General features: G+C 56.5%; 19 protein-coding genes and 3 pseudogenes. 12 read left to right on the top strand and 10 right to left on the bottom strand.

Going from position 1 to position 24864, the window contains the following annotated elements:
* Positions 1-45: 45 nt before the first annotated feature.
* Positions 46-825, bottom strand: a complete 780-nt coding sequence (gene istB, locus LOC54_RS01015; RefSeq protein WP_279311961.1) for an IS21-like element helper ATPase IstB — start codon at positions 823-825, stop codon at positions 46-48.
* Positions 815-2338, bottom strand: a pseudogene (gene istA, locus LOC54_RS01020) (IS21 family transposase). The gene istB and the pseudogene istA overlap by 11 nt, the downstream one beginning before the upstream one ends.
* A gap of 300 nt (positions 2339-2638) precedes the next feature.
* Here istA and LOC54_RS01025 point away from each other — a divergent pair.
* The 4 genes from LOC54_RS01025 to LOC54_RS01040 all read left to right on the top strand — a co-directional run bounded on the left by LOC54_RS01025 (position 2639) and on the right by LOC54_RS01040 (position 9162).
* Complete coding sequence (locus LOC54_RS01025) at positions 2639-4825, top strand: ATP-dependent RecD-like DNA helicase (RefSeq protein WP_279311962.1); 2187 nt, start codon at positions 2639-2641, stop codon at positions 4823-4825.
* 204 nt (positions 4826-5029) lie between these two features.
* Positions 5030-5422 carry a hypothetical protein gene (locus LOC54_RS01030; protein ID WP_279311963.1) on the top strand — a complete coding sequence of 131 codons (393 nt, stop codon included), beginning with the start codon at positions 5030-5032 and terminating at the stop codon, positions 5420-5422.
* Positions 5423-5452: 30 nt separating this feature from the next.
* A complete protein-coding gene (locus LOC54_RS01035; RefSeq protein WP_279311979.1) occupies positions 5453-7810 on the top strand; it encodes a TonB-dependent receptor domain-containing protein in 2358 nt (785 codons plus the stop codon).
* A gap of 14 nt (positions 7811-7824) precedes the next feature.
* Entirely contained in the window at positions 7825-9162 is a 1338-nt protein-coding gene (locus LOC54_RS01040; RefSeq protein ID WP_279311964.1) for a PepSY domain-containing protein, read from the top strand.
* Here LOC54_RS01040 and LOC54_RS01045 read toward each other — a convergent pair.
* From LOC54_RS01045 to LOC54_RS01070, 6 genes are all read right to left on the bottom strand, one after another.
* Positions 9159-9818, bottom strand: a complete 660-nt coding sequence (locus tag LOC54_RS01045; protein ID WP_279311965.1) for an SCO family protein — start codon at positions 9816-9818, stop codon at positions 9159-9161. The two genes, LOC54_RS01040 and LOC54_RS01045, sit on opposite strands and share 4 nt — an antisense overlap.
* Before the next feature lie 182 nt (positions 9819-10000).
* Complete coding sequence (locus LOC54_RS01050; RefSeq protein ID WP_279311966.1) at positions 10001-10738, bottom strand: SprT family zinc-dependent metalloprotease; 738 nt, start codon at positions 10736-10738, stop codon at positions 10001-10003.
* A gap of 2 nt (positions 10739-10740) precedes the next feature.
* Entirely contained in the window at positions 10741-14037 is a 3297-nt protein-coding gene (locus LOC54_RS01055; RefSeq protein WP_279311967.1) for an HsdR family type I site-specific deoxyribonuclease, read from the bottom strand.
* Positions 14038-14067: 30 nt separating this feature from the next.
* Positions 14068-15285, bottom strand: coding sequence for a restriction endonuclease subunit S (locus tag LOC54_RS01060; RefSeq protein ID WP_279311968.1), 1218 nt, complete (start codon positions 15283-15285; stop codon positions 14068-14070).
* The gene (locus LOC54_RS01065) at positions 15275-16801 is read right to left on the bottom strand and encodes a type I restriction-modification system subunit M (RefSeq protein WP_279311970.1); all 1527 of its coding nucleotides are present in this window, start codon (positions 16799-16801) and stop codon (positions 15275-15277) included. The genes LOC54_RS01060 and LOC54_RS01065 overlap by 11 nt, the downstream gene beginning before the upstream one ends.
* 35 nt (positions 16802-16836) lie before the next feature.
* Positions 16837-17433 carry a restriction endonuclease subunit S gene (locus tag LOC54_RS01070; protein ID WP_279311971.1) on the bottom strand — a complete coding sequence of 199 codons (597 nt, stop codon included), beginning with the start codon at positions 17431-17433 and terminating at the stop codon, positions 16837-16839.
* 649 nt (positions 17434-18082) lie between these two features.
* Here LOC54_RS01070 and LOC54_RS01075 point away from each other — a divergent pair.
* The 7 genes and pseudogenes from LOC54_RS01075 to LOC54_RS01100 all read left to right on the top strand — a co-directional run bounded on the left by LOC54_RS01075 (position 18083) and on the right by LOC54_RS01100 (position 22023).
* Complete coding sequence (locus LOC54_RS01075) at positions 18083-18301, top strand: hypothetical protein (protein ID WP_279311972.1); 219 nt, start codon at positions 18083-18085, stop codon at positions 18299-18301.
* Positions 18302-18388: 87 nt separating this feature from the next.
* Positions 18389-19012 (top strand): hypothetical protein, encoded by a 624-nt coding sequence (locus tag LOC54_RS01080; protein ID WP_061487163.1) that lies wholly within the window; start codon positions 18389-18391, stop codon positions 19010-19012.
* Positions 19013-19125: 113 nt separating this feature from the next.
* The gene (locus LOC54_RS01085) at positions 19126-19374 is read left to right on the top strand and encodes a type II toxin-antitoxin system Phd/YefM family antitoxin (protein ID WP_279311973.1); all 249 of its coding nucleotides are present in this window, start codon (positions 19126-19128) and stop codon (positions 19372-19374) included.
* Complete coding sequence (locus LOC54_RS01090) at positions 19371-19823, top strand: type II toxin-antitoxin system VapC family toxin (RefSeq protein ID WP_279311974.1); 453 nt, start codon at positions 19371-19373, stop codon at positions 19821-19823. Before LOC54_RS01085 ends, LOC54_RS01090 begins: the two co-directional genes overlap by 4 nt.
* Positions 19824-19970: 147 nt before the next feature.
* Positions 19971-20561, top strand: a complete 591-nt coding sequence (locus tag LOC54_RS01095; protein WP_279311975.1) for a helix-turn-helix transcriptional regulator — start codon at positions 19971-19973, stop codon at positions 20559-20561.
* Positions 20562-20788: 227 nt separating this feature from the next.
* Positions 20789-20971, top strand: a pseudogene (locus tag LOC54_RS12315) (helix-turn-helix domain-containing protein); the annotation flags it as partial.
* A 20-nt stretch (positions 20972-20991) separates the two neighbouring features.
* On the top strand, positions 20992-22023 hold the full coding sequence (locus LOC54_RS01100) for a site-specific integrase (protein WP_279311976.1): 1032 nt from the start codon (positions 20992-20994) through the stop codon (positions 22021-22023).
* A 292-nt stretch (positions 22024-22315) separates the two neighbouring features.
* Here the strand turns inward: LOC54_RS01100 and LOC54_RS01105 are convergent, their stop codons facing one another.
* Positions 22316-23563 (bottom strand): type II toxin-antitoxin system HipA family toxin, encoded by a 1248-nt coding sequence (locus LOC54_RS01105; RefSeq protein ID WP_279311977.1) that lies wholly within the window; start codon positions 23561-23563, stop codon positions 22316-22318.
* Positions 23556-23891, bottom strand: coding sequence for a helix-turn-helix transcriptional regulator (locus LOC54_RS01110; protein WP_279311978.1), 336 nt, complete (start codon positions 23889-23891; stop codon positions 23556-23558). The genes LOC54_RS01105 and LOC54_RS01110 overlap by 8 nt, the downstream gene beginning before the upstream one ends.
* 342 nt (positions 23892-24233) lie before the next feature.
* On the opposite strand from LOC54_RS01110, the pseudogene LOC54_RS01115 reads away from it, so the two are divergent.
* A pseudogene (locus tag LOC54_RS01115) lies at positions 24234-24864 on the top strand (hypothetical protein); the annotation flags it as partial.

Below are 24864 nucleotides of genomic sequence, written 5' to 3' on the forward strand. Positions count from 1 at the left end.
AATTGACCCAGCCAGATGCTATTTCAGGCATAGTCGGGCGGGCGGTCAAGAAGAGGATCTGTCCTTTCTGTTTTTTGACGCGGCGGTGCTGGCGCGGAACCTGTAGCTGTCATTTCCTGTCTCGAGGATATGACAGTGATGGGTCAGCCGATCGAGGAGCGCCGTTGTCATCCTGGGGTCACCAAAGACGTCTCCCCATTCACTGAAACTCAGATTGGTTGTGATGATGACACTGGTGCGCTCGTAGAGGCGGCTGAGCAGATGGAACAGCAGGGCGCCCCCAGACGCGCTGAAGGGGAGATAACCGAGTTCATCAAGGATCACGAGATCCAGGCGGAGCAGCCTGTCGGCAATCTGCCCGGCCCGGCTGGCGGTCTTTTCCTGTTCGAGGGCATTGACCAGGTCGACTGTTGACCAGAAGCGCGCCTTCTTGCGGTGATGGGTGATCGCCTGGATGGCCAGAGCGGTCGCCAGATGGGTTTTCCCGGTTCCCGGGCCGCCGATCAGCACGACATTTTCGGCACGCTCGATGAAGTCCCCGCCATGGAGCTGGCGGACCATGGGCTCGTTGACCTGGGTGTCGGCAAAGGAGAACCCGGACAGGTCCTTACAGGCGGGGAACCGGGCTGTCTTTGTCTGGCAGGCGATGGAGCGCACTTCGCGTTCGGCCAGTTCCGCCTTCAGGAGTTGTGAGAGGATGGGGATGGCCGCCTCGAAGGCAGGTGCGCCCTGCTCGATGAGGTCGGCCGTGGCCTGGGACATGCCATACATCCGCAATTCACGGAGCATGACGACAAGTGAAGCGGCGGCAGGATCATGACGCATGGCGGCTGTCCCTTCGCAGGATGTCATACCGCCCTGTATCGGCGCACGGTTCGTGTTCGGGCACCAGAGCCTGTGGGGCATCGAGCCGGGGAACCACGGTTCTCGTGGCATCGATCAGGCGATGAAGCGTATTGAGAACATGGGTCCTGGTCGCCACGCCGTCTTCAAGTGCCAGTTCAACCGCGCAGAGGACAGCCTGCTCATCATGCTGCAGCACAAGGGCCAGGATTTCAGCCATTTCCCGGTCGCCTCCAGGCCGCCTGAGCAGTTGATCCTGCAGGGTCCGGAAGGCGGCTGGCAATTCGGTAAACGGCGCGCCATTACGCAGGGCACCCGGTTTGCGCTGGATGACCGCCAGATAATGCCGCCAGTCATACACCGTGCGGCCTGGCACGCCATGCGAACGCGTGATGATCCGGTCATGCACGCACAGAACCTGCCCTTCGGCGATAATGCGCAGCCTGTCGGGATAAACCCGCAGGCTGACCGGACGATTGGCAAAGGAGGCCGGCACGCTGTAGCGGTTGCCTTCGAACTGGATCAGGCAGGCTGGCGGGACGCGCCTGGTCTGTTCGACAAACCCGTCAAAGGGACGCCCCGCCACCATGAGGTGAGGACGCTCGCTGGCATGGACCTCGGCGATGCTCCGGGCCAGTTCGATATGCTGCAGCCGTTCCTGGCAGTCCAGGCAGCGGGCTTCCAGCCAGGCATTCAGCGCCTCCAGATCCGCAAAGGCAGGCATATCCTGCCAGATATGGCGTCAGGCATCCTGCACGGTCTTCCCGATCTGCCCTTTCTCCCATCCCGCTGCCGGATTGCAGAAGGTCGCCTCGAACAGATAATGGCTGGCCAGGGCCATGAAGCGCAGATTGACCTGACGCGCCTTGCCAAAGCCAATCCGGTTCACGGCGGTCTTCATGTTGTCAAAAATACCCCGTCGCGGCACGCCACCGAGCACGTGGAAGGCCTCGGTCAGCGCATCAAAAAGCATCTCGTGGGTCTGCAGGGGATAGGCCCTGAGTATGAAGGCCCGGCTGAAGGAGAGTTTGGTGTGGGCAACCTGCAGTTTGACGCGACGGCCGGCAATGACCGCCCAGTCCTCGCCCCAGTCGAACTGGAAGGCTTCCCCAGGCTGGAAGCACAGGGGCACGAAAACACCTCGGCCCGTTGTCTGGCGTGCCTGGTGCTGTTCATGTTTGAATTGCCGGATGAAAGCGGCCACCCGTCCATAGGATCCATCATAGCCCAGCGCGACAAGGTCTTCATGCAGGCGTCGCGCCGTGCGCCGGTTCTTGCGGGGGCGGGCCGCTTCCAGAACCAGCCATCCCCTCAATCTGTCAGCAAACGGGTCCAGTCGGCTGGGACGCTCGGGAACCTGGAACTGCGGTTCAATGCTCTCTGCCCGGAGATATTTCCGGATCGTATTGCGTGACAGTCCCGTCCGGCGTTCGATCTCGCGGATCGGAAGATGATCCCGGCGATGCCACCGGCGGATCACACTCAGAAGCTCCATGTCAATCACTCCACCCCCCCCCCCGGCAGATGATGCCGGGGAGTGTGAAGGCATGGGTCAAATCTCGATGAAAATTTCCGCCCTACCCGGGTCAGTTCTCAGTGAAAATCAACAGACTGTTATTTCAATGGAAAACGGCAATACGAGAGGGCGCGTTCATGCGTGCCCAAGCGTACGGAATCGTAGTTATGGGTAGTCCCGGATACAGGCGCGTCGTACAAATGCTGGCTTGCGGCGGCGTCACGGGAGGGGAGGGCGAGTCATGAACGATACGGAAGTGCCGATCCTCCGGCAGGCCGGATGAGCGGACGCGCCATCGACTCTTCGCCCACGGAAGTGCTGGCTGGCCTCGTAGAGCGGGTGACGTTCCACAACGCCGAGAACGGCTTCTGCGTCCTGCGGGTGAAGGTGCGGGGGCAGCGTGATCTTGTTACCGTCGTCGGCCATGCCGCCATGATTTCGGCAGGTGAGTTCGTGCAGATGTCGGGGCGCTGGTTCAACGACCACACCCACGGCCTCCAGTTCAAGGCGGAATTTCTCAGGGCCAGCCCGCCGACCACGGTCGAGGGCATCGAACGCTATCTGGGATCAGGCATGATCCGGGGCATCGGTCCGGTCTACGCCAAGAAACTGGTGAAAGCGTTCGGCGAGGCAGTGTTTGACCTGATTGAGCAGGAGCCAGGGCGCCTGCGGGAGGTGACGGGCATCGGCCCCAAGCGGGCCGAGCGGATTGTCGCTGGCTGGGCGGACCAGAAGGTGATCCGCGAGATCATGCTGTTCCTGCACAGCAACGGTGTCGGCACCTCGCGGGCGGTGCGGATATTCAAGACCTACGGGCAGGATGCGGTCCAACTGATCAGTGAGAACCCCTACCGGCTCGCGAAGGACATCCGGGGGATTGGCTTCAAGACCGCCGACCAGATCGCCCGGAAGATGGGGATCGCGCCTGACGCCATGATCCGGGTGCGGGCCGGAATCTCCTACGCGCTCGGCGAGGCGATGGACGAAGGGCATTGCGGTCTGCCGGTCGGGGAGTTGCTGACCAGCACTGCCGAACTGCTGGAGGTTGCCACCCCTCTGATCGAAACAGCTCTCGCGCTGGAGCTGGAAGCAGGAGACGTGGTCACCGACAGCGTGGGGGAGACGGGCTGCATCTTCCTTGCTGGTCTCTATCGCGCGGAGCAGAGCATTGCCGAACGGCTACGTGCGTGTGCCGTCGGCCGACCACCCTGGCCCGAGATCGACGCCGCAAAAGCCATGACCTGGGTGGAAAGGAAGACCGGGCTTGCCTTGGCGCCCAGCCAGCAGGAGGCGGTGCGCCTTGCCTTGAGCAGCAAGGTGCTGGTGATCACGGGTGGTCCCGGTGTTGGCAAGACCACGCTGGTCAACGCCATTCTCAAGATCGTGACGGCTAAGGGCACGGACGTGCAGCTCTGCGCGCCAACGGGTCGTGCGGCGAAGCGTCTGTCGGAAAGCACCGGACTGGAAGGCAAGACCATCCACCGTCTGCTGGAGACGGATCCGGCGAATGGCAGTTTCAAACGGGACGACACCAACCCGCTGACCTGCGATCTCCTGGTCGTGGACGAGGCCAGCATGGTGGACGTGCTGCTGATGCGCTCTCTTTTGCGCGCGTTGCCCGACAGCGCAGCCCTGCTGATCGTGGGCGACGTGGACCAGTTGCCGTCGGTCGGACCGGGGCAGGTGCTGGCCGACATCATTGGCTCCGGTGCTGTCCCGGTGGTGCGGCTGACCGAGGTGTTCCGCCAGGCGGCACAGAGCCGGATCATCACCAATGCGCATCGGATCAATGAGGGCAGGATGCCCGAGCTGAGCGCGGAAGAGGGATCGGATTTCTATTTCGTCGAAGCGGTCGAGCCCGAGGTCGGGCTGCGCAAACTGCTGGCGGTGGTGAGGGATCGTATTCCGGCGCGGTTCGGGCTGGACTCTGTTCGCGACGTCCAGGTGCTTTGCCCGATGAACCGGGGCGGGCTTGGGGCACGGTCGTTGAATATCGAATTGCAGCAGGCGCTGAACCCGCCGGGTGAGGTGAAAGTCGAGCGGTTCGGCTGGACCTACGGGCCGGGCGACAAGGTGATGCAGATCGCCAACGATTATGACCGGGACGTCTTCAACGGGGATCTCGGCGTTATCGACAGGATCGATGTGGAAGAGGGCGAACTGACGGTCTTATTCGATGGACGGGAGGTCGTTTACGGTTTCGGTGAACTGGACGAGCTGGTGCTGGCTTACGCGACGACCATTCACAAGAGCCAGGGATCGGAATATCCGGCAGTGGTCATCCCGCTGGTAACGCAGCATTACGCCATGCTGGCGCGGAACCTGCTCTATACCGGCGTCACACGGGGACGGAAGCTCGTCGTGCTCGTGGGCCAGAAGAAGGCGCTGGCCATCGCGGTGCGCAATCAGGGCGGAAGGCGGCGGTGGTCGAAGCTCAGGGAGTGGCTGGCGGATAATGCCGCATGACGGAGCGAAGGAACGGTGTCCCCACGTCGGCTTCCGCCTCATCCGAGACCTAAGTGGGGCCATTGAGGCTTCCGTAAAGCGGACATCGCCAGTTGACGTGGAACTCCAAAAAGATTGGAGCAACCATGCATCAAAACGCGAACGGTCGACAAAATTACAATGCCATCTGGCGCAGTGTTGCAAGCCCCTTTTAGATAAAGAAGAATGAAGCAACGTGTATGGCATAATGGAGGGGGGCTGGTCTTTTGGCCGCTGGTTCTGCTCGCCATCATTATTCGTCTCAGCGTTGGAAGTCTGCCGTTACCGCAGTTTCTCCTCGAGGATCCGTTAAAACAGTTCGCCAGCCTCTCGACCCTTTGCGATGGCCAGGATCTTGGTTCGCATAGCTCTGATCATCATCACGCAGCGGATGTTGGTGATGGCATTGCCGTAATCGATGACCTGTTGACGATCATTCTGACCGGATGCGTCGTTGCTATTTTTCTCGCAATTTTTCTAACAAGCCGTCACGCTTTTTGGTGTTTCCCGCCAATAAGGGGCCCTCCCTTGTGGCGGCTATCGGGCATCTATGCTCAAGGACCTCCCCATCTGATCTAACACTGATTGAGCGCCTTTCTCGTCTTTACGATGAAAGGTTTTCTGCGTTTCTTAGATCAGAACAAACAGATGCCAATTTCTTTTGTATCCAGCCGTTCTCTCGGCTCGTTCGCGCTTGCCTGCGTGTTTCTCGGCGGCGTCCCAGCTCAGGCGCAACGGCGTCATACACGCCCCCGGAGAGCGGCAACGGCCAAATCCGTGTCGCATCAACTACAAACTCCTGAACGCATTATCGTGCGAGGTGCTGCGCGTGGCTCGGCGCTGCTTCATCCAACCGGTGAAACAACCTACAGCGCAGAACGCGCAGACTTCACTAACAGAGCGGCCCAGACCGTGAGTGATATGGTCGCAACCATTCCCGGTGTAACGGTCCTACAGGGCAATGGACCGCGTGACAGCGTTATTTCAGTCCGCGGGTCGGGCGCACGGCAGTCCTATGGTCTGAAGAACCTTCAGGTCACAGAAGACGGGTTTCCCATGACGCAACCCGATGGTACGGCCCGGGCAGATTTGATCGATCCGCATGCTTACGAGGGCGTGGACATCTTTCAGGGACCGGCATCCACGTTATACGGTAATTATGCGATCAATGGGGCGATCAACTTCCGCACTCGAAGCGGCGCTGACATTCACGGCCTGGAATTAGGCTCAGATTTTGGCAGCTTCGGTCTATTCAATAACTACGTAACAATTGGCGCAGGTAACAAACGCTACGACTTTATGCTGTTCGGCAGTGACGTACGTGGTAAAGGCTTTATTGCGAACAGCCAGTACAATACGTCCACCGAGAACATGCGTCTGCGGGTCAATTTGACGTCCTCAGATCGCCTCATCCTAAAGTTCGTGAATAACGTTACGGACACATCACTGCCGCTACGCCTCTCCCTGAATCAATTTCGTAGCAACCCCTACCAGAACGGTTGTGCTAATGCGGCATCGGCTGCTGCCGGATGCGCCTCAGTCAATCTTCTGGTGAATGGTGCATATGGTGTACGTCAGACGATGAGCCCACAGCAGGCTGGGCTCGGCCGTTTTGATCGACGTACTCTTGTAGGCCTTCGATGGGAGCACGACTTTGATCCCAGAACGACCTGGCATACCCAATTTACGTATGATCAACGTCATGTCGACCAACCAACCTCCACAACAGCCTTTGTGGGGCCGTTCAATTCCTACAATGTGCAGACGGACCTAACGAACCGCGGTCGTATTGGAAAAGCGCCCCTGACCAGTTTTGTGGGTGCCAGCTTCGACTACATGGATTATGGCTATCAGGTTTATAATCTAACCCCGCAAGGCGGCGCGACCCGCGGTGCCCTGAATTCCACGTCTTACGGCCATCAGTGGAACATTGGTATTCGTTTCCAGGAAGACTGGCAGTTTTCGCCGCTCTGGCATGCTGTGGTCGGACTTGGCGGCACACAATCCGACGTCGGCGCGGTCGAAACGCTCTACAACAGATCGGCCAATTCAACTACGCTGCAACATATTACGGCCAATCGGCGTTTCTTCAATCTGGCACCGGAAGCATCGCTGGTTTATACGCCAACCAAGGACTGGACTCTCCATACTCGTGTTGGAACAGCCTACGCCACGCCCGGCTATTCCAGTTTCTTTGTCACTCCTCAGGGAACCTACGGGAACAATACGCAGCTGAAGAGCGAAACAAGTCTCGGTTTTGATCTGGGCGCTGAATGGCACCCGTCGCCCAGCATTAATATTCAGGCTACTGGCTTTTATGAGTTCTACAGAAACGAGCTTGTCAGCCAGTCGGCGGGTGTCAATACGCCTGCAGGAAGTTATACCTTCAACGCCCCGGCTTCAGAGCATCGTGGCATTGAACTCGGCGCAACATGGCAGCCATTACGAGCCTCTCTGCCGGGTGCGCGGCTAAAGCTGTCTTATACCTATGACAACCAGATCTACACGAAATACACCGAGACACTGTCCAACACGACGATGGCGCGAAATTTCTCGCGAAAGGGCAACCTTATCCCGGGCGTCATGCCGCATTTCCTAGATGCGCGCGTTCTCTATGATCAGCCAGACGGATGGCTGCAAGGGCTGGGAGGTTTTGCAGAAGTGACGTGGAGGAGCTCCTTTTGCCTCGACAATACCAATATTCTGAAAGCCCCCTCATACGCATTGCTCAATCTGGAGGTACATTACGACCCTCCAGAACGTTTGGGCTGGGCGCACCGTCTGCACAGCTACTTCGAGGTACAGAATGTAACCAATCAGGTTTATGCCGCAGGTGCAACTGACATCAGCGACACACTTCTCTCGACCGCACAGCAGGCTGGGCGAAGTGTTTTGGCCAATAAAACAGGATCCATCTACGCTGGAGCGCCAAGAGCGTTCTTTGGTGGCGTTCGGATCAAGTTCTGAAAGTGCCTAAGATTATGAACGCTTCCAGAGCCTCGCTTTGGCCAGATTATCGCACAGTCTGGCGATGGCACTTTTTTGCAGGGCTCTTCTGTCTGCCCTTTATTGTGTTTCTGTGCCTCACAGGATCAATTTACCTGTTCAAGCCGCAGGTGGATCATTGGATCGACTGGCGTTACGATCATCTCGCAGGCGGCGCGACACATTCAACCCCGGAGCAGGAAGTCAGGGCGGCACTCAATGCCGTCCCTGACAGCCATTTTCTAGCCTATGAGTTACCGGAGACGACTTTTAGCGCCGCTCGAGTAATCGTTGATCGCCAAGGTACAGCCATTCGGGTGTATGTTGACCCGACATCGTGCACAGTTCTCAAACAGGTTCCTGAAGAAGAACGCTTTGAGCGCATCATCTTCAAATTGCACGGCCAACTCTTATTAGGAGACACTGGCTCCATCATTATGGAAATGGTGGCCTCTTGGACAATAGTACTCATTGTTACGGGTCTATACCTCTGGTGGCCACGTCACATTAAAGGACTAAGGGGCATTCTCTACCCTCGGATCACTCATAAAGGTCGAATTCGGTGGCGAGACCTCCATGCAGTCACCGGGATGTGGATCTCCTTATTTCTGGCACTTTTTCTTATCTCCGGTCTGCCATGGTCCTTTGTTTGGGGGCACGCTTTGTCGCGTGTGGAGACACAGATCAGTCGAATGACGACCGTTCCGGACTGGGAAATCGGAGCTGTTTCCGAGCGCAACCTTGTGGCTGGCCGTCAAGTTTCTCCGCCCAAAATGGACACGATGCCCGGCATGGATATGGGCTCCATGACCATGTCGGACAGTTCCCTCCCAGACGGGCTCAACCATGTGGTCATGGCTGCGTCTCAACTGAAATTCCCGGCACCTGTCCTCGTGACGCAACCATCAACAGGTGAAACTCTGTGGCGTGTTCGTTCGGACACGCAAAACCGCCCAGAACGCATCAGCGCGATGGTAGAGACCTCTGGTCAGATACGGTCAGTCCAACGCTTTGAAGATAAGGGATTGATGGATCGCATTATCGGATATGGGGTTGCAGCCCATGAAGGGCAGCTTTTTGGAAGAGCCAATCAACTTTTGAATTTTCTTGTGGCATCAGGATTGCTGACTATGAGCGTATCGGCGCTCATTCTGTGGCTCAGGCGCAGACCGCCCGGACAACTCGGAGCTCCATTGGCCGTGCCCAATAAGCAGATAGGCGCAGGCGCGCTGGCTGTTCTGGTGTTGTTGGCAGTGCTTCTACCGGAACTGGGCGCCTCTCTTTTGCTCCTTTGGCTTGCAAGCTTACTCTTACAAGTCTTCCGTCATAGCTAACTGGCAGGAACGAGACGACGCAGCCGTGTGGCGATTTCCTGCGGGCTGGTGTCAACAGGCAAGACAGACACCAGTCGGTTATCGCCATCCATCAAATACAGCACAGAGCTGTGATCCATGAGATAGTCTAAGGACACACGATCTGCTGGAGTGCCACGACGTCGCGCCATGACGTGGAAATTTTGAATGACTGCCTGGATCTGGGATTCCGTTCCCGTAAGTCCAACGATATCAGGAGAGAAATGGCTGACGTAATCAGCGACAACCTCAGGGGTATCACGTGATGGATCAACCGTAATGAAGAGTGGGACAATTTGGTGTGATGCTTTTCCCATAAGCTCAAGAGCCTGTGTGACAGTCGCGAGCGTTAAAGGGCAGACGTCTATACAGTGTGTATATCCAAAATAAATCAGCGTATAGCGCCCTTGAAACTGGCGCTCCGTAAGAGGATGGCCGTGCATATCGATGAGGGTATAAGGCCCCCCCAACGTTGCTGATGCCCGATTTAGAAAAATCCCGCGCATTCCAATTGCCCCTAAAAAGAGAACCGCGATGATCGACATCGGAGCAATTAGTTTCTTTGCGTTTTTGAAACGAGTAGATTGTTTCTGAATAAGCTGCTTTGGTTTTTTGCGTCCTCCACCGTGCTTTGTCATAGTATCCTCCCTGCGCATATCGTCTTAGCATACGAAGCGTGCCATGAGCATAGCTGGCTCTGAAATACAGAAGGGAAAGCCGAAGTATCCGAGGATATAGAATAATTTTTTGAATGTCCGACTGCAGGTGTTTAGGGCAAATAGCGGACAGACTGCTTCCCCCCCATTGCAGTCAAATAGAGCTATTTTTGCAGCATCATTTCCGCCATCCCGTCCAGCCTTGCCTTATGCTGTTCCCAGTCCGGCATCACGCGTTCCAGCAACGCCCAGAAGGTTGGGCCATGATTGTGCTCCTTCAGGTGGCACAGCTCATGCAGGATGACGTAATCAATGCAGTCACGCGGGGCTTTAACCAGATGAGGGTTCAGCGTGACGGTGCCTCCCGGTGAGCAATTGCCCCACTGCGTCTGCATGACCTGAAGCTTTAGAGCGGGAGATGTTCTGACCCACAATGTTGTGGGGAGAAGGGCAGACAGACGATGGCGAAACACCTCCTGCGCCCGCGTAAAATACCAGAGTTCCAGCAGCTTCTGAATCCGTAAAGCGCTGCGGTCCTGTACAGACACCTCCAGTCGTCCTCGCAACATCCGCACGGTTTCAGGCGCATCAGGCTGATGATGCACTTTCAGAGGATGCCGCCGCCCCAGATAGAAATGACTTTCCCCACTGACATAGGCACGTGGTGTGGCATGTTCCTGCACCGCCCGGAAGTCCCGCAGTTTCTGCCAGATCCAGCGGGTTTTCTGGTGTAGCGCTTTGTCCAGATCAGCCTCTGTCGTGCCATCCGGGACAGAAGCCTCCACACGTAGGTCCGGATGCACCTTAATACGCAGCGTCGTGCCAGGGCGCGCTCGGGGGATCAGGTTTACGCGGATCTGCTCACCCCCATAGGTCAGGACGCGATTGAGAGTTTCTTCCATGTTTAGCCGCGTAGGGTATCAGCAGGCCCGGCCCGCATGATCTGGATAACCTGCTCGATGATCTCTTGCGCCCTGTCCACGCCAAAACCTGCTTTCTGGCCCGTGCTGAACAGGAGGGGCAGTAGTTCTTTCCTGACTGCTTTTTCCATATCCGGACGGCTCAGCGAATTTTCCCGCACCGCTTTGTCTACGACCTTGTCGATATCGAACGCCAGATCAATCCAGCGCTGGTTCTCCGCATCTGTCTGCTTATGGTTGAAAATGGCTGCGAGTGTTTTCAGGAACACGCCATAATAGGCCTGCGCGTGGCGCTGTCCGTCAAAAACAGACGGAATGTTTTCCAGCTTTCGGCTGGCCACCTGTTCCTCGAACTCCTGAAACAGCATGAACTGCTTGAGGGGATGGTCGAACAGGCTTTCCGCTTCCGCGATCACCTTGCGCAGCAGGGCTGAGAATGCTTCCTTCGCATAAAGGTCATCCTGCATCTCGTGGTCGATCATCTTTGTCACACGGGTGCGGATCAGATCCGTTTCGTTGCGGGTTTTCTCCTCGGTCCAGTTTTCTGGTTCGTTGTCTTCCGGCTTCTGGCCCATCTTGCCGACCGCATAGAGCCCTTCGGATTCATGGACCTTCACCCCGGCGACATGTCGGTCCAGCAACTTCTTCACCTGTTCGGCATACTGGTCAAAATCCACTGTCTCACCGGTATCTTGCATCACCATCTGGCGCAGGCTGGTCAGTTGCTTCAGCGTCTCCTTGTAGGTGGCGCGGTCTTTTTCCGTGAAGCTGGTGTCTTCAAAGAACGCCACGGATTGCAGTGCCACTTTCAGACAGGCGGCAAACTTCGTCAGCGCCTCATAGAAGTCATCCCGGCGCTTGAGGTTCACGTCCACCATCTGGCCGTGTTCCTCCACCATGCGGGGCATGAGCACGGCACGAAGCTGCTGGAGGTCGCTTCTGTTCTTCACGCCATCAAAAATGGCCCAGAGCGCTTTGTGCAGGGCCGGGAGTTCGCGGTATTCCGTGCTCATCTGGCTATACAGCCCGGCAATATCCTTCGGATCATACCCGCCGACATTTTCGGCCGCCAGCTCGTCATATTTGGCCAGTGTGGTGTCCAGTTCAGCCAGAATGCCGCGATAGTCGATCAGCAGTCCGTGCGTCTTCTGGTCATGCAGCCGGTTCACGCGGGCAATGGCCTGCAACAGATTGTGCTGCTTCAGCGGCTTGTCGATATAGAGCACTGCGTTCTGCGGTTCATCAAAGCCGGTCAACAGCTTGTCGACCACGATGATCAGCCTGAGGTCCGGGTCCTTCTCGAAGCGCTCGATGACGCCGCGCGTGTAGTCGTCCTCACTCTGACTGCCGACATTGTCCTTCCACCAGTCCTGAATTTCCGGCTGTTTGCGCTCATCGACTTCCGTATGACCCTCGCGCGTATCGGGCGGGCTCATGACGATGGCGCTCTCGAACAGACCGACCTCGTCCAGATACTGCTTGTAGCGGATGGCGGAGAGCTTGCTGTCACAGGCCAGCATGCCCTTGAGGCCGCTGTCGATGTTACTGTCGAAATGCGTTGCCAGATCCATGGCAATCAGCCGGATGCGGTCATCCGCCTTGTAGACCTGATTGGCGCGGGCAAAGCGCTTCTTGAGGTCCGTGACCTGCTCCTCGGTCAGACCCTGCGTGATGCGCTCAAACCAGGCATCTATGGCGCGGTCATTGACGTCCAGATCAGGCTTGCGCTCTTCATAGAGCAGGGGTGTGACCGTCCCGTCCGAGACGGCCTGCTGCATGGTGTAGGAATGGATGATCCTGCCGAACCGGCTGGTGGTTTCGCTGCCCTTGAGCAGCGGTGTGCCGGTAAAGGCAATGAAGGCGGCATTGGGCAAAGCGTGCTTCATGCGGGCATGGTTCTCACCGCCCTGACTGCGATGGCCTTCATCCACCAGCACGATGATGTCCGCGCTGTCATTATGGCATTCGGGATAGCCGGTGGCGGTGTGGAACTTGTTGATGAGGGAGAAGATGATGCGCTCCTGCCCATACCCGATCTGCTGCGCCAGGCGGCGGCCTGAGGTGGCGAGTGCTTCCTCCCTATCCTTTTTGTCCGCCAGTTCGCCCCCCGTGGAGAAGGTGGTGCTCAACTGGCGTTCCAGATCCTTGCGGTCTGTGACCACCAGAATGCGGCACTGCTTGAGATCCTCATCCAGAATGAGCGCACGGCTGAGGAACACCATGGTAAAGGACTTGCCGGACCCCGTGGTGTGCCAGACCACACCGCCCTCACGCCCGCCGTCACTGCGGCGGGTCTTGATACGCTCCAGCAGACGCTTGATGCCAAAGACCTGCTGATAGCGGGCCACGATCTTGCCCGCCTTGCGGTCGACCAGCGTGAAGAACCGCGCCATCTCCAGCAGACGCTCAGGGGAGAGCAGGCCGATCAGCAGCCGGTCCTGATCCGTGACGGCAAGCGGGCGGGAGGCCCAGTCCTCGAACCAGGCCCGGTCAGCAGGCTCGCGTGTGGCAAACAGCGCGTCTTTCTGGGCTGACGAGAGTGGCGCGTTCTTGAGCGCCTCCATCCGGCTTTCAGGGATGTCCTCTTCCTTCCAGCTGGCCCAGAATTTCCTGGGGGTACAGCAGGTGCCATAGCGCCCGTCATGGCCGGTGATGGACAGCAGAAGCTGGCTGTAGGCAAAGAGCTGGGGGATTTCGTCTTTGTTCTGGTTGCGGATGCTCTGGGAAATTCCGGCCTCCACGGTCGGGCCTTTGCCCGGCTGGCCATCGGGGCGCTTGGCCTCGATCACCGCCAGGGGGATGCCGTTGACGAAGCAGACGATGTCCGGCCTGCGGGTCTGTGTCAGATCCGTGCGCAGGACGCTGAATTCCTCGGTGAAGGTGAAACTGTTATTGGCCGGGTTCTGCCAGTCGATCAGGGCGATGGTCGGGGTGGCCTTGCGCCCGTTGATGAACTCGGTGACGGCAATGCCGAACAGCAGATGCGTGGTCATCTTGTCATTGGCATCGCGCAGGCCGGAAACAAAGTCCGGATGCATGACGTGGGAGACCAGCGCATCAATGCCCTGATCGGACAGGGCGTGATCCTGGCCTTCAAATGTGAAGCGGCGTTTTTTCAGTTCCGCCCGCAGGAGAGAGTCCAGCACCACGGCGTCCTGCTTGCCGCCCCGCAACGCCAGCGCCTCGGATGCAGGCAGAAACCGCCAGCCGAGGGTGCTGAGTAAAGCCAGAGTCGGAAGTTTTGCGCTGTATTCTTCCTGAAATTTTGGGGCGGGAACCATGGTGTCAAATATCCTGCGAACTGAAATGACTTAATTGACCGTCACGCGGCGCTTGCCCGTGAGAAGCTGCTGCATCAGGGCTTTCTTCTCCTGACGCAGGCGCGAGAGGTCGGATTCAATGGCGGTGATTTCTTCGTCTGCTGTGGTGAGGACAGCAGCTATGGCTTTTTGTTCGGGGAGAGAGGGTATGTGTAGGACTGTTTTCCCGAGATCTGATATTTTTAATGCAGGTAAGCTAGTTCCTGACGCAATTTTTGAAAAATCTATTTCTGATAAAATATAAAAAAGATAATTGTCGTAGTAACCCTTTTTTGCTTTTGCATAACCCAGATGTCCTACAATATAAGTGTCATATGCAATTTGAGCTCTTTGATTTAAGAGTAGTGATGCGCCACTTTTTGTAAAAAGAGTAGCTCCAGATGGTGCGGGAGACATTCGATGATCGTCTATTGCCTGAAGTGTAATTTTATCTCGGCTAACTGGAGCCCAGCGTCCCGTTGATGATCCAAGATCGGAGACGCGCAGAAAATCATGGCCGCTTTCTGAGAAATAGTGTGATTCTTGAGGGGCTGTATTTCCTGTCCCAAGTTTTGCGATGTCGGATAGCCGATGGGTTTTCCACTCCCCCGTGAACCCCGGCAGGCGTTTTTTGCCTGTGAGGAGTTGCTGCATGAGGGCTTTTTTCTGCTGCTGGCTGTTGGCCAGAAGCTGGCCCAAACCCTCAATCGCACGATCCCACGTCGAGAGGATCGCCGCGATCTTCTTCTGTTCGGGGAGAGGGGGAAGGACTACGGGAAACTGTTTTAATTGTGTAGAGTTGATGCTTGCGAGATTTGTGCTGCGTTTCGCACAAGATAAAAAATATCCTTTGCCGTAGGGACTGGCCGAGAGATTGGCTAGAAAGTAAGAATCAAGTTTTTCTTGGTCTGGCCTGACGGCAAAGACATGATTTTGATGTAGGCAAGGTGTTATTTGGCCACGCCATACATCTCCACGGCCCAATTTATCGAAATCGCCGCCTTCGTTCATCAGAACATCGCCGGTATGAAGGGAAAAACGCTCTACTTTCTCTTTATCTATTTCAATAGTTTTGACTTCTGTAAGATCAAGATAGCCATCTTGCACGTTTGCAACGCGTAAATATGGAAGATTGATCGGATTTGTGACGCTCTTCTGACCTTTGGCGATGCCGCTTCGGACCTCGGCAATATCTTCCAGTGATGTTTTTTTCCAGCCCTCAGGAAGCATAACCCAGCTCCTTCAGATAAGCGTCCATCTGAGCTTCCAGCTTTGCCAGTTCCGCCTTGATCTCCGCCCGTTCCTTGCGCACGGCGGTCAGGTCAATCTCCTCTTCTTCCTCAAACGTATCGACATAACGCGGAATATTCAGGTTGTAGTCGTTCTCCCTGATCTCGTCCGGCGTGGCGAGATGGGCGTATTTGTCCACGTCCTTGCGGGCACGGTAGGTGTCCACGATCTTCGTGATGTTCTCTTCGGTCAGCACGTTCTGGTTCTTGCCCGCCCTGAACTCGCGGCTGGCGTCAATAAACAGCACGTCCTTCGTCTTGCGGTCCTTGCGGAAGATCAGGATGGCGGCCGGAATCCCCGTGCCGAAGAACAGTTTTTCGGGTAGGCCGATCACGGCATCCAGCAGGTTTTCCTCAATCAGCTTCTGGCGGATCTTGCCCTCCGAACTGCCCCGGAACAGCACGCCATGCGGCACCACCACGCCCATGCGGCCTGTGCGGTCTTTCAGGGTGCTGATCATGTGCAGAATAAAGGCGTAATCGCCCTTGGTCTTGGGCGGCACGCCACGAGCAAAGCGATGATGCACATCCTGCTCCGCCTCGTCATGGCCCCATTTATCAAGACTGAAGGGCGGGTTGGCCGTCACCACGTCAAAGCGCATCAGGTGGTTCTTGTCATCCAGCAGCTTGGGGTTGCGGATGGTGTCGCCCCATTCAATCCGATGATTGTCCTCGCCATGCAGGAACATGTTCATCTTGGCAAAGGACCATGTAGAACCAATGGCTTCCTGCCCATACAGGGCGTAGTCCTTGCTGCCCTTGTGGTTCTGCGTCACCTGCCTGCCGCACTTCATGAGCAGGGAGGCCGAGCCGCAGGCTGGGTCACAGATGCTCTCGCCCGGTTGCGGGCTCAGAATGCGGGCCAGCAGTTCACTAACTTCCGGCGGAGTATAGAACTCCCCGGCCTTCTGCCCGCCACTGGCGGCAAAATTCTTGATCAGGAACTCATAGCCATTGCCGATCACATCCAGATTGCCCACGCGGGAAGGGCGCAGGTTCAGGTCCGGCTTGTGAAAATCTTCCAGCAGATGCCGCAGAATGGTGTTTTTCTGCTTTTCATCGCCCAGCTTGTCGGAGTTGAAGCTGATGTCCTGGAAGACGCTCTTGCCTGCGTCCTTCAGTTTGGTGCCATTGGCTTCTTCAATGGCGTGCAGAGCCTTGTCGATCCGCTCACCATTTCCGGGAGCGTTGCGCTCTTTATAAAGCGTATAGAAGTCTGAGCCTTTCGGCAGAACAAAGCGTTCCTGTGCCATCATGGCTTCGATGAGGGCGGGGTTGTCGCCATACTCTTTCTTGTAGCCGTCATAATGGTCCTGCCATACATCGGAGATGTATTTGAGGAATAGCATGGTCAGCACGTAGTCACGGTAGGTGTCAGGGCTGACAGTGCCACGGAAGGTATCGCAGGCGCTCCACAGCGCCTTGTTAATTGTGTCCTGTGAAATCTGCTCGGTCACGAACTCAAATCCTGTTTCAAAACGTAAGGGAAGTGTCAGCCCGCCAGAAGGTCTCTGGCAAGCCCGGTCATGATCTGCTGGTTGGTCTGGCGCAGACGGTGCAGAAGCTCTTCCTCGCGCTGCATGGCGCTGGCCAGACCGATAATCTGTTCCTGCCGAGGCAAGGGAGGCAGCACAACAGGCGTGGCCTCCAGCACCGGTCGGGCAATGTTGCGGACCAGGGTGGAACTCTGGCTGTTCTGTTCCAGATGCCGCTGGGCTGGCTCCTGATTGAGCCACCATGCCAGATAGGCGGGTAGCACGTCTGGACGCGACACGCGCAGCAGAAAGAAGTGCGGCGCGGCGACAGCCTGAAGGCTGCCAATGCTCTCGTTGATCAGAACCGCCAGTGACACATTGCCACGGGCTGGAAAGAGAATATCGCCCGGACGCAGCCAGTCTGGCTCACGCCGTCCGGTTACCTCGGTGCGCACGCAGGACGTCCAGTCTACCCCTGAAGGAGAGGTGTCCCGCATCTGCACGACAGCCGTTTCCGCTCCGGCAACGGGGTCAATCCGCCCTCTGAACGGATGGCCCGCCGAGATGCTTGCGACTGCCACCAGATCCATTTTCTGTGCGCCATTTGGTTTCATGTGTTTTTGGTAGGCGATCGGGAGGGTGCCGTCAACAGGTTTTTGCCATTAGCTTTCGTGCAGAGAAACGCTCCCGAAAATTTTGTCTTTATGGATGGTGACACCGTCATGACGGTGTCACACAGGTGTCATTTCTATCGCCCGTTCGTGCTCTCTGAGGGACCGGAATGACGGCGTCATGACGCCACCTCAAATGATGTCATGGGTTCAGTGACCCCGTCAGGGCCTGTCATCTGCGGTGTCATGACAGGTGTCACGCAAAGCGTCGTTGGTGTCACAATTCCTGATAAACGGCAGAAAACAGCCATTTTTCATTTTCCTGGCGTGTCCCGGTTTTTGGGCGTGTGAGGGCACGCTACCTCAATTTCATACGCATGCTCCGCAAGCATATGAAATCGCTACGTTTTTTTTGTTCTATTGCGGCATTTTTGCGACGCAAAAATCAAAGCCGCTCTTTTTTTCTGATTTCAGGTCTCTTGCACCTGCGGTGCGCCCTGATGACGGGTGTGACGGTGTCATTTTTTCGGGGTGGGCATTGTGAGGCGCATGACCCCAAATTCCCCAGAGGATTCTGTTTCCTGTTCCAACGGGGTAGGGATTCTCTGAGAGGCAGGCGTCTCGTTCCTTCATATTCCGAACGAGAGAAACAATGTCTGAACGTACTATGATTTCGTCCGGCATCGAGGCGGACCTCATGCAACTTGTTGCCCTGCACAGGCTGCTCGACTTTGCCATAAGCCAATCGCTCGAAGGCAATACGGACGACCGTATCCTGGAGGGCGTCGTCATTCTGACGCGCATGATCGGTCGCAAAGTCCGCCGTCTGGCCGACAAACTGCTCGCTGGCGAAAGCTCCTGCTGCGACTGATGCTCTCCATTATCGCTTACACCGGTTTCTTCCCTCAACAGGCGCACTCATGTCGCGCCTGATTTCGTTTCGTCAGGAAAACAAATAATGACTCGCTTCTCAGATGACGCTACGCCGTCCCGTTTTCGCCCCACTGAAGCTGATCTGATCACCTATCGGGACCTGGCCCGTGCTCTTGGCGCCCCACCAAGTGAGGCCATCTGCAGGTATCTCGGTCCTATTGGGCAGCATCTGGTTTTTGTCGGTGAGTCTGGCCAGCGGGACTGGGCCCGCGTCGATACCCAGGCGAGGGCACGCTGGCCAGACCTGCCGTCCACGGGAACGACGGCCGTCGATGGCATGGTCTTGGAATCCCTGCCTGAACGTATCGTCTATCAAATCCTGCGTTCCATGGCGCTGCCCGACATGGAGATCGATCTTCACCAGCCGATCATGCCTGATGTGGGGCCCGAGAAAGCGGATCTGACGCTGCGACGTCGCGATGCGGCCTGCTTTATCGAGGTGATTGGCTGCTGCGGTGTGAACCGCATCACCCGCAACGACCATGAGCGCCGGGGACTGGAGCGGTTCGAACGGCGTGAAGCCTTTTACCGTCGTGTCGGCATCACGCCTGTCTGTATCTTCCTCGACTTGCTGGCTCGGCCAGAGGAACTGAAGGGGCTGTGCCGGTCGCTGGTGGAACGCCTCTCCGGTGACGCTGAGGCGGGATAAGCACATCTGGCAGGAAAATCGTAATCCGGTATCGATGCCGGATTATGATTGCGCTCTGCTGACGCCATCTTTAATGTGGTCACATAAGACCACATTGCCGAGGACATGCTCCCATGCTGACGATCACACTGAGAGAGGCGAAGGCGGGTTTTTCTTCTCTGGTCGACAAGGCGCTCAAGGGCGAATTCGTGACGATTACCCGTCACGGCAAGCCCGTGGCGGCTCTAGTTTCCGTCGAAGCCGCGGAAGCCGGACGCAGGGCTATGGGGCGCGTGCGTCCCAGTCTGGCATCCTATCTCCGGAGCTTTCCTGACGAGGTTCCGACGCGGAACGCGTCGCCCTCGCGGGATGTGGATCTGTGAGGGGATACCTGCTCGACACCAACGTCATTTCTATGCTGTCACCCTCGCGGAACGAGGCAGCGGAGGCATTCCTCGAATGGTTGGAACGGATCGACGGGCAGGGCCAGCTCTATCTGTCGGTCGTGACGGTCCATGAAATCGAAAAGGGGATCGGTCTGCTTGAGCACAAGGGTGCCACTGCTCGTGCGGCAGGCCTGAAAATCTGGCTTGCCGGTCTGACCTCGACGTATGATGATAGAATTCTTGCAATTGACGCTTCGGTTGCCACAATTGCCGGACGTCTGGAAGCAGCTGCAATCGCAGCCGGACATAATCCCGGAATGGCCGATGCGCTGATTGCCGGAACTGCAAAGGCACACGACCTCCAGGTGGTCACACGAAATTTGAAGCATTTTGCGCCTTTTGACGTGGCGGCCTGGTCTCCTGATGACGCTGTGACGGGTCACTGATCAAGCGGACCGTTCCTCTTCTCAGCAATCTTGCATTGGAAGCAGGGATCAGGACAGAAAACACGGAATGAGCTCATTTTTGTAGGGTAAGCCTATTTCTTGCTCTGAAACTTGTATAGGCTGCTCGGACATCGGGGGAGGATCAGAGTGTCTGGGTCGTTGGGGAAAGCGCATCAAAGTGCGATCAGGAATCAGGTTGGGGACGCGATCAGGCAGGCGCGAACGGATGCGGGCATGCGCCAGCCTGAGCTGGCAACAGCTCTTGGCGTGAGCGTAACGACCATCAGTGAGTGGGAATTGGGCAAGAAGCTCCCCTCTCTCGACCGGCGTGATCAGATTGCCCAGGTGCTTCATATCAATATCGACGAGCTGTGTCCGGACCTCGGGCACGTCGAAAAACTGACGCAGAACGACAAGGTGAGGCTTGATCGAATTAATGTTGGTGGCAAGCCTCGTGTCGTCGCGTCCAAGCGAGATATTGTTGCAGATACGACAGATCAGAAAGAGCTCGATTCCAGTAGTCAGGAGGGTGACCGGCGGGATCTGTTTTTGATTCTTGGTGAGCTTCGCGGCTTTTTCGGGATGATGGCGGAAGACGAGCAGCGTCTTACGAACGAGCTTGCGGAGCTTGCACGAGAGAGTGGCAATGAGGATCTCGCCAAAATCGCTGAGCAACTCCAGGACTTGGCTGCGCGCCGCATGGCCAGGCTCGATACACTGATCGATTCCATAAAATAAGCCTATTATAAGCTTATTCTGTTGACATAAGCTCATAATGAGCCCATTTTCTCTGTATTGCGTCGATTCTGGCGCTGTACGGAAAGGATATGGGCCATGCGAAGTCATGAGCAACTTCTGACCATACAGGCAGTAGCTGCGGTCCTGAAGCTTCACCTTGAAACGCCTCGCCGCGCCATGCGGCGAGAGTTGGTTGGAGCAAGTCAATCAATGGAAGGATCAGTCTGATGCTTGCTGATCCAGCGCACCAATCCGGGGCGACAATACAAATACCAGATTTACTGACTGTGCCGGAGGCGGCTTTGCTTGTCCGGAGACACCCTGAAACGCTGCGGCGCGCTATTCGCCAAGGGCGTCTGACGGCTTGGAGGCAGCCCGGATGCACACTTGTGTCCCCTGAAACCCTTAAGGCCTATCTGGATGGTTACCTATGCCCCGCATCCGCAACGAAATCCCTCATCTCGAACGCCGTCGAGGCAAGTACTACATCGTCTGGTGGGCAGGCGGTAAACGTCGAAGACTTTCGACGGGAACGGATGATGAGAAAAATGCTCGACAAGCCTTAGTTGATTTTGAGAGGATGCAGGAAAAGCATCCTCTTAAAATGCTTATGTCCGATGCCTTCAAGCGATATATCGAATCCCGGCGCGGCAAAGTGTCGGCACTGAAACGATTGCAGGAAGCAGTCATGGCGCTCGACAGGGCTATGGGCCATCTGAGAGTTGACCAGATTGAGCAGCGCATATGGGATCAGTATGCTGCAACGCGCGTGAGAAAGCCGCGCAAGGGCGATGATCAGGCAATACCTGTTGCCGCGGGGACGCTACGCCGTGAATTTAACGTCCTTCGGGCGACTATGCGTCGCGTCTGGAAAGATGGCTATCTTGTCCGGCCACCAGAGATCGAACCGCCGCGCGACTCAGCTCCACGCGATCGATATCTTACGAAGGCAGAGGCACGACGCCTCCTTGAGGCATGTGAGACACCGCACGTTCGTGCTTTCGTGGCAATCGCCATTTACACGGGCGCGCGGAAAGGATCGATCCTCGCCCTGACATGGGATCGGGTGGATTGGGACACGGGTATGATCGACTTCCAGGAGGCAAACAGGCCGATCACGGGTAAGCGTCGTTCTATCGTTCCTATGACGCGTGCACTCAGGGCGGAAATGGAGAAAGCACGGGAATATGCTGATGGTGATTTCGTAATCCATTGGCACGGCAAGCAGGTGCCGACCGGGCTGAGATGGTCATTCTCAAAGGCGTGTGAACGGGCGCAACTAACCTGGAAGCCAACGCCGCATCATCTCAAGCATTCAGTCGCGTCATGGTTTGCCATGGATCGAGTTCCAATCGATCAGGCTGCAGACTGGTTAGCCACTGACCCGGCGACTCTTCGTCGAGTCTATCGGAAGTTTGATCCGGCATATTTGCGGGAGATAGCAGATGCCTTTGAACTGTAGCGGTCCAGGTGGACCAGTAAGCCATCTGTGGATAAGTAAAATTATCCAACAAAATCAATGGCGTCCCGTACGGGATTCGAACCCGTGTTGCCGCCGTGAAAGGGCGATAAGTAGTAGCTAAATAGCTGGGTTTTTCAGATTAACTTGTTGATAACATGGTATTTAATATCACTGATTGTCACTGGATACAACTGGATATCACATCAGGGTGGGCCCAAATCGGGCCCAAAAAGTTACCGCCCTGACTGGTTATCCAACACTGCATCTCTGGAGCAGCAGGAGAGATATCTGATCACAGGGTCAGTGCCTGTCTGAAATCGTTATGCTCGAATGCGCTCGCCATACGCTGGATCTCCGCTGATCGGGCACCGACTTCCCTGGCAGTCTCCCGCCATGTCGCGGTGACCGTCGCCACATCCTTGATGACGGCGCGTGCCTGCGACAGCGTAAGGGCGAAGAATTCGGATGCTGCTTCAAGAAGATCGACGGAGCAGGTTCCTTCATCAAGATCAATGTTTGTCGTCAAGACCCGGGCCTTGAGATCGGTCGGAACAGGATTGAGGTCATAGGCCGGAGAAAGCGACCATCCGGCCTTTCCCTGCCACAGGAAACCATGATTACGCAGATGATCGTCGACATTTGAGATCAGAACATTGAAAACCACGCGCCGATAGAGGGCGTGGGCATCAGTTTTGCCCTGTGCGCCGTGTCTTGCAAGGGTGTCAACGATTTCCGGGTAACTCCCGCGTTCTCCGTCTCTGGCGCCCATCATCGCCATTGCGGACAGGAACGGAATACGGGTGACACCGTCACGGTCGAAACGCTGTGAGAGAAGAACCGCCTTGCCCGCGACATGGATCAGTTTGTGTCGCGGGGTAGCAATGCCAGCCTGCCCGGCCAGTCGCAAGGCAATCTCCTCCCAGGTTTCCATACTGTAATCATCAGTCTCTTTCGGAAACTTGGCGATGGAGAGATGACCGTTCTGGTCGATGACCGAGGCTTTGGGCCGTGCGCCACCAAGGGAGGAGCCGGGAGCGAAAATGAGCTGAAGGTCTTCGTCGGTCTCCTCGTCACGAAGAATGCGCTCGGTGATCTGAAGCAGGCGGCCAAGGTCAATCAGAGCAGGGACGCCACCCCGGATGGGCGCCTGAAAGACCTTGTCTTCCATCCAACGGAAGCGGAGTGCTCCCAGCCGGGTTTCATCAGCCACTCCGAGCAGATAGTCGCTTTCCGTGAGGGTACGAACGGCGCGACCTTCACGGTTTGCGAGGCGACGCTCAGCCCGCTGCATGAGACGGCGCCCCCAGGTGTCCGGAGCTGAGTCGCCGATGGACCCGAAAATAGGCAGTCCGGCAGGGGGCGCGAAAGCCCCGCGTGTCAGCGCAAGTGCCGGTTCCAGCGAAAATCGTCCTGCATCTTGGAGCCATGCGTCGTCATATTCGAACAGGATCGTCTCTGTGCCTCGGACTCGGTTGCTCCTTGCAACGCCGACAGGCCGTGTCTGGCCGTTCAGATCAATATGCACTTCAAAGTCAGCCATCGCGTGACGGTCCAGTGCTCCGTTTGAGATGGATATGTTTCGGCAAAGCCGCGCTGGCCAATGCCTGTCCGACACTGTCATGGCTGATGTCGGCAATCTGGCCTAGGCCGTCGAGCAACCCGAGTGCCTGGAGGACGCTGGCATAGATGCCAATGCTGACACCGGCATCCCCAGCTTCGATCCGCTGTAGAGTCGAGCGCGAGGTAAAGGCGCGCTCTGCCACCACGGCCATGGGCAATTTGCGGCGGCGTCGGGCGTCGTGGATATCACTGCCCAGCTTGCGCAGGGCGCGACGGACAGAAGCGGGCGGGCTGTGCGGGGTCGGCATTTGTCATCTTCATGCTACATTCTTTACGGATGTGTAGCACGAAGATAGCAAAATACTCAAAATAGAAATTGTTGACGGGGTTTATGCAGAGACTGCCAGTCCACCAGCGGTAGAATCAAAGCTGGCGGGTTATGATGACTTCGAGGATTGCGAGACAATTGTAAGCATCTGTTTGCCAAAAAATTACGCCAACTTGTTGAATAATAATGGGAATAAAATTTTATCACGTGTTCGTGGCGTAGGGAATTGCGGTAGCGTGCCCTCCCGACAGGTAAAAGAAAGATGTGCGAAAACACAATCCGAAGCCGCTTCGACCGGAAGCTTGGCAAAAGGAGTAAGCACATGCGAGACGATTCCGTTAGAATCATGTCACGCCAAGGTCGGGAGGCTTGGCTGAGAAGGAACACCCGGTTCAATCCAGCAACTGAGGCCTTTGAGATGTGGAATGTGATCACCTGGGACTGGCGAGTGGTCACCCCGGAGAATCTCGCAGGGGTCTATCCTCGTGAGGTCTACGGGATATGCTTCGCCGAAGGCATGTGGCAGGCCCTTCGGGATCAGGCCAGTCAGCGACCGTATAATCCTATACAACAGGGTGATTCTCCAATTTATTCAGAGGTCCAAAGACAGGCGTGGATTAGAGAAAATCGCAGACGGAAATGCCTGCCAGAGAGAATTGAGATTTGGGATATTATTCTCGGGCGATGGGTAGCAGTCACGGTTGATACGCTTGCGCAGCATTATTCCCGTTCTTACTGGGCACCCATTGGCTTGGAGAAAGCATGGGCCGAAATTCAGAAGGGTGATATTGAAACGATTGTGTCAGATGACATGACTTTCGACGAACACGTGGCGTTTCTGGCTGACCATTTGTTTGGTCCGAAGAAGAGGGCACCAAGCTCTCCAGACGAACGTCTTTCAGTCGTCCGAGATGATTTTTATCCTGTACAACAAGTGCTAAGGTCGGCAGGCC

Source organism: Acetobacter sp. AN02 (assembly GCF_029759835.1).
Taxonomy (GTDB): Bacteria; Pseudomonadota; Alphaproteobacteria; order Acetobacterales; family Acetobacteraceae; genus Acetobacter.

What these genes read in the sequence shown, in the direction of transcription:
- istB (WP_279311961.1), bottom strand. Translation starts at nt 825, where the DNA reads ATGCGTCATGATCCTGCCGCCGCTTCACTTGTCGTCATGCTCCGTGAA.
- LOC54_RS01025 (WP_279311962.1), top strand. Translation starts at nt 2,639, where the DNA reads ATGAGCGGACGCGCCATCGACTCTTCGCCCACGGAAGTGCTGGCTGGC.
- LOC54_RS01030 (WP_279311963.1), top strand. Translation starts at nt 5,030, where the DNA reads ATGAAGCAACGTGTATGGCATAATGGAGGGGGGCTGGTCTTTTGGCCG.
- LOC54_RS01035 (WP_279311979.1), top strand. Translation starts at nt 5,453, where the DNA reads ATGAAAGGTTTTCTGCGTTTCTTAGATCAGAACAAACAGATGCCAATT.
- LOC54_RS01040 (WP_279311964.1), top strand. Translation starts at nt 7,825, where the DNA reads ATGAACGCTTCCAGAGCCTCGCTTTGGCCAGATTATCGCACAGTCTGG.
- LOC54_RS01045 (WP_279311965.1), bottom strand. Translation starts at nt 9,818, where the DNA reads ATGACAAAGCACGGTGGAGGACGCAAAAAACCAAAGCAGCTTATTCAG.
- LOC54_RS01050 (WP_279311966.1), bottom strand. Translation starts at nt 10,738, where the DNA reads ATGGAAGAAACTCTCAATCGCGTCCTGACCTATGGGGGTGAGCAGATC.
- LOC54_RS01055 (WP_279311967.1), bottom strand. Translation starts at nt 14,037, where the DNA reads ATGGTTCCCGCCCCAAAATTTCAGGAAGAATACAGCGCAAAACTTCCG.
- LOC54_RS01060 (WP_279311968.1), bottom strand. Translation starts at nt 15,285, where the DNA reads ATGCTTCCTGAGGGCTGGAAAAAAACATCACTGGAAGATATTGCCGAG.
- LOC54_RS01070 (WP_279311971.1), bottom strand. Translation starts at nt 17,433, where the DNA reads ATGAAACCAAATGGCGCACAGAAAATGGATCTGGTGGCAGTCGCAAGC.
- LOC54_RS01075 (WP_279311972.1), top strand. Translation starts at nt 18,083, where the DNA reads ATGTCTGAACGTACTATGATTTCGTCCGGCATCGAGGCGGACCTCATG.
- LOC54_RS01080 (WP_061487163.1), top strand. Translation starts at nt 18,389, where the DNA reads ATGACTCGCTTCTCAGATGACGCTACGCCGTCCCGTTTTCGCCCCACT.
- LOC54_RS01085 (WP_279311973.1), top strand. Translation starts at nt 19,126, where the DNA reads ATGCTGACGATCACACTGAGAGAGGCGAAGGCGGGTTTTTCTTCTCTG.
- LOC54_RS01100 (WP_279311976.1), top strand. Translation starts at nt 20,992, where the DNA reads ATGCCCCGCATCCGCAACGAAATCCCTCATCTCGAACGCCGTCGAGGC.
- LOC54_RS01105 (WP_279311977.1), bottom strand. Translation starts at nt 23,563, where the DNA reads ATGGCTGACTTTGAAGTGCATATTGATCTGAACGGCCAGACACGGCCT.
- LOC54_RS01110 (WP_279311978.1), bottom strand. Translation starts at nt 23,891, where the DNA reads ATGCCGACCCCGCACAGCCCGCCCGCTTCTGTCCGTCGCGCCCTGCGC.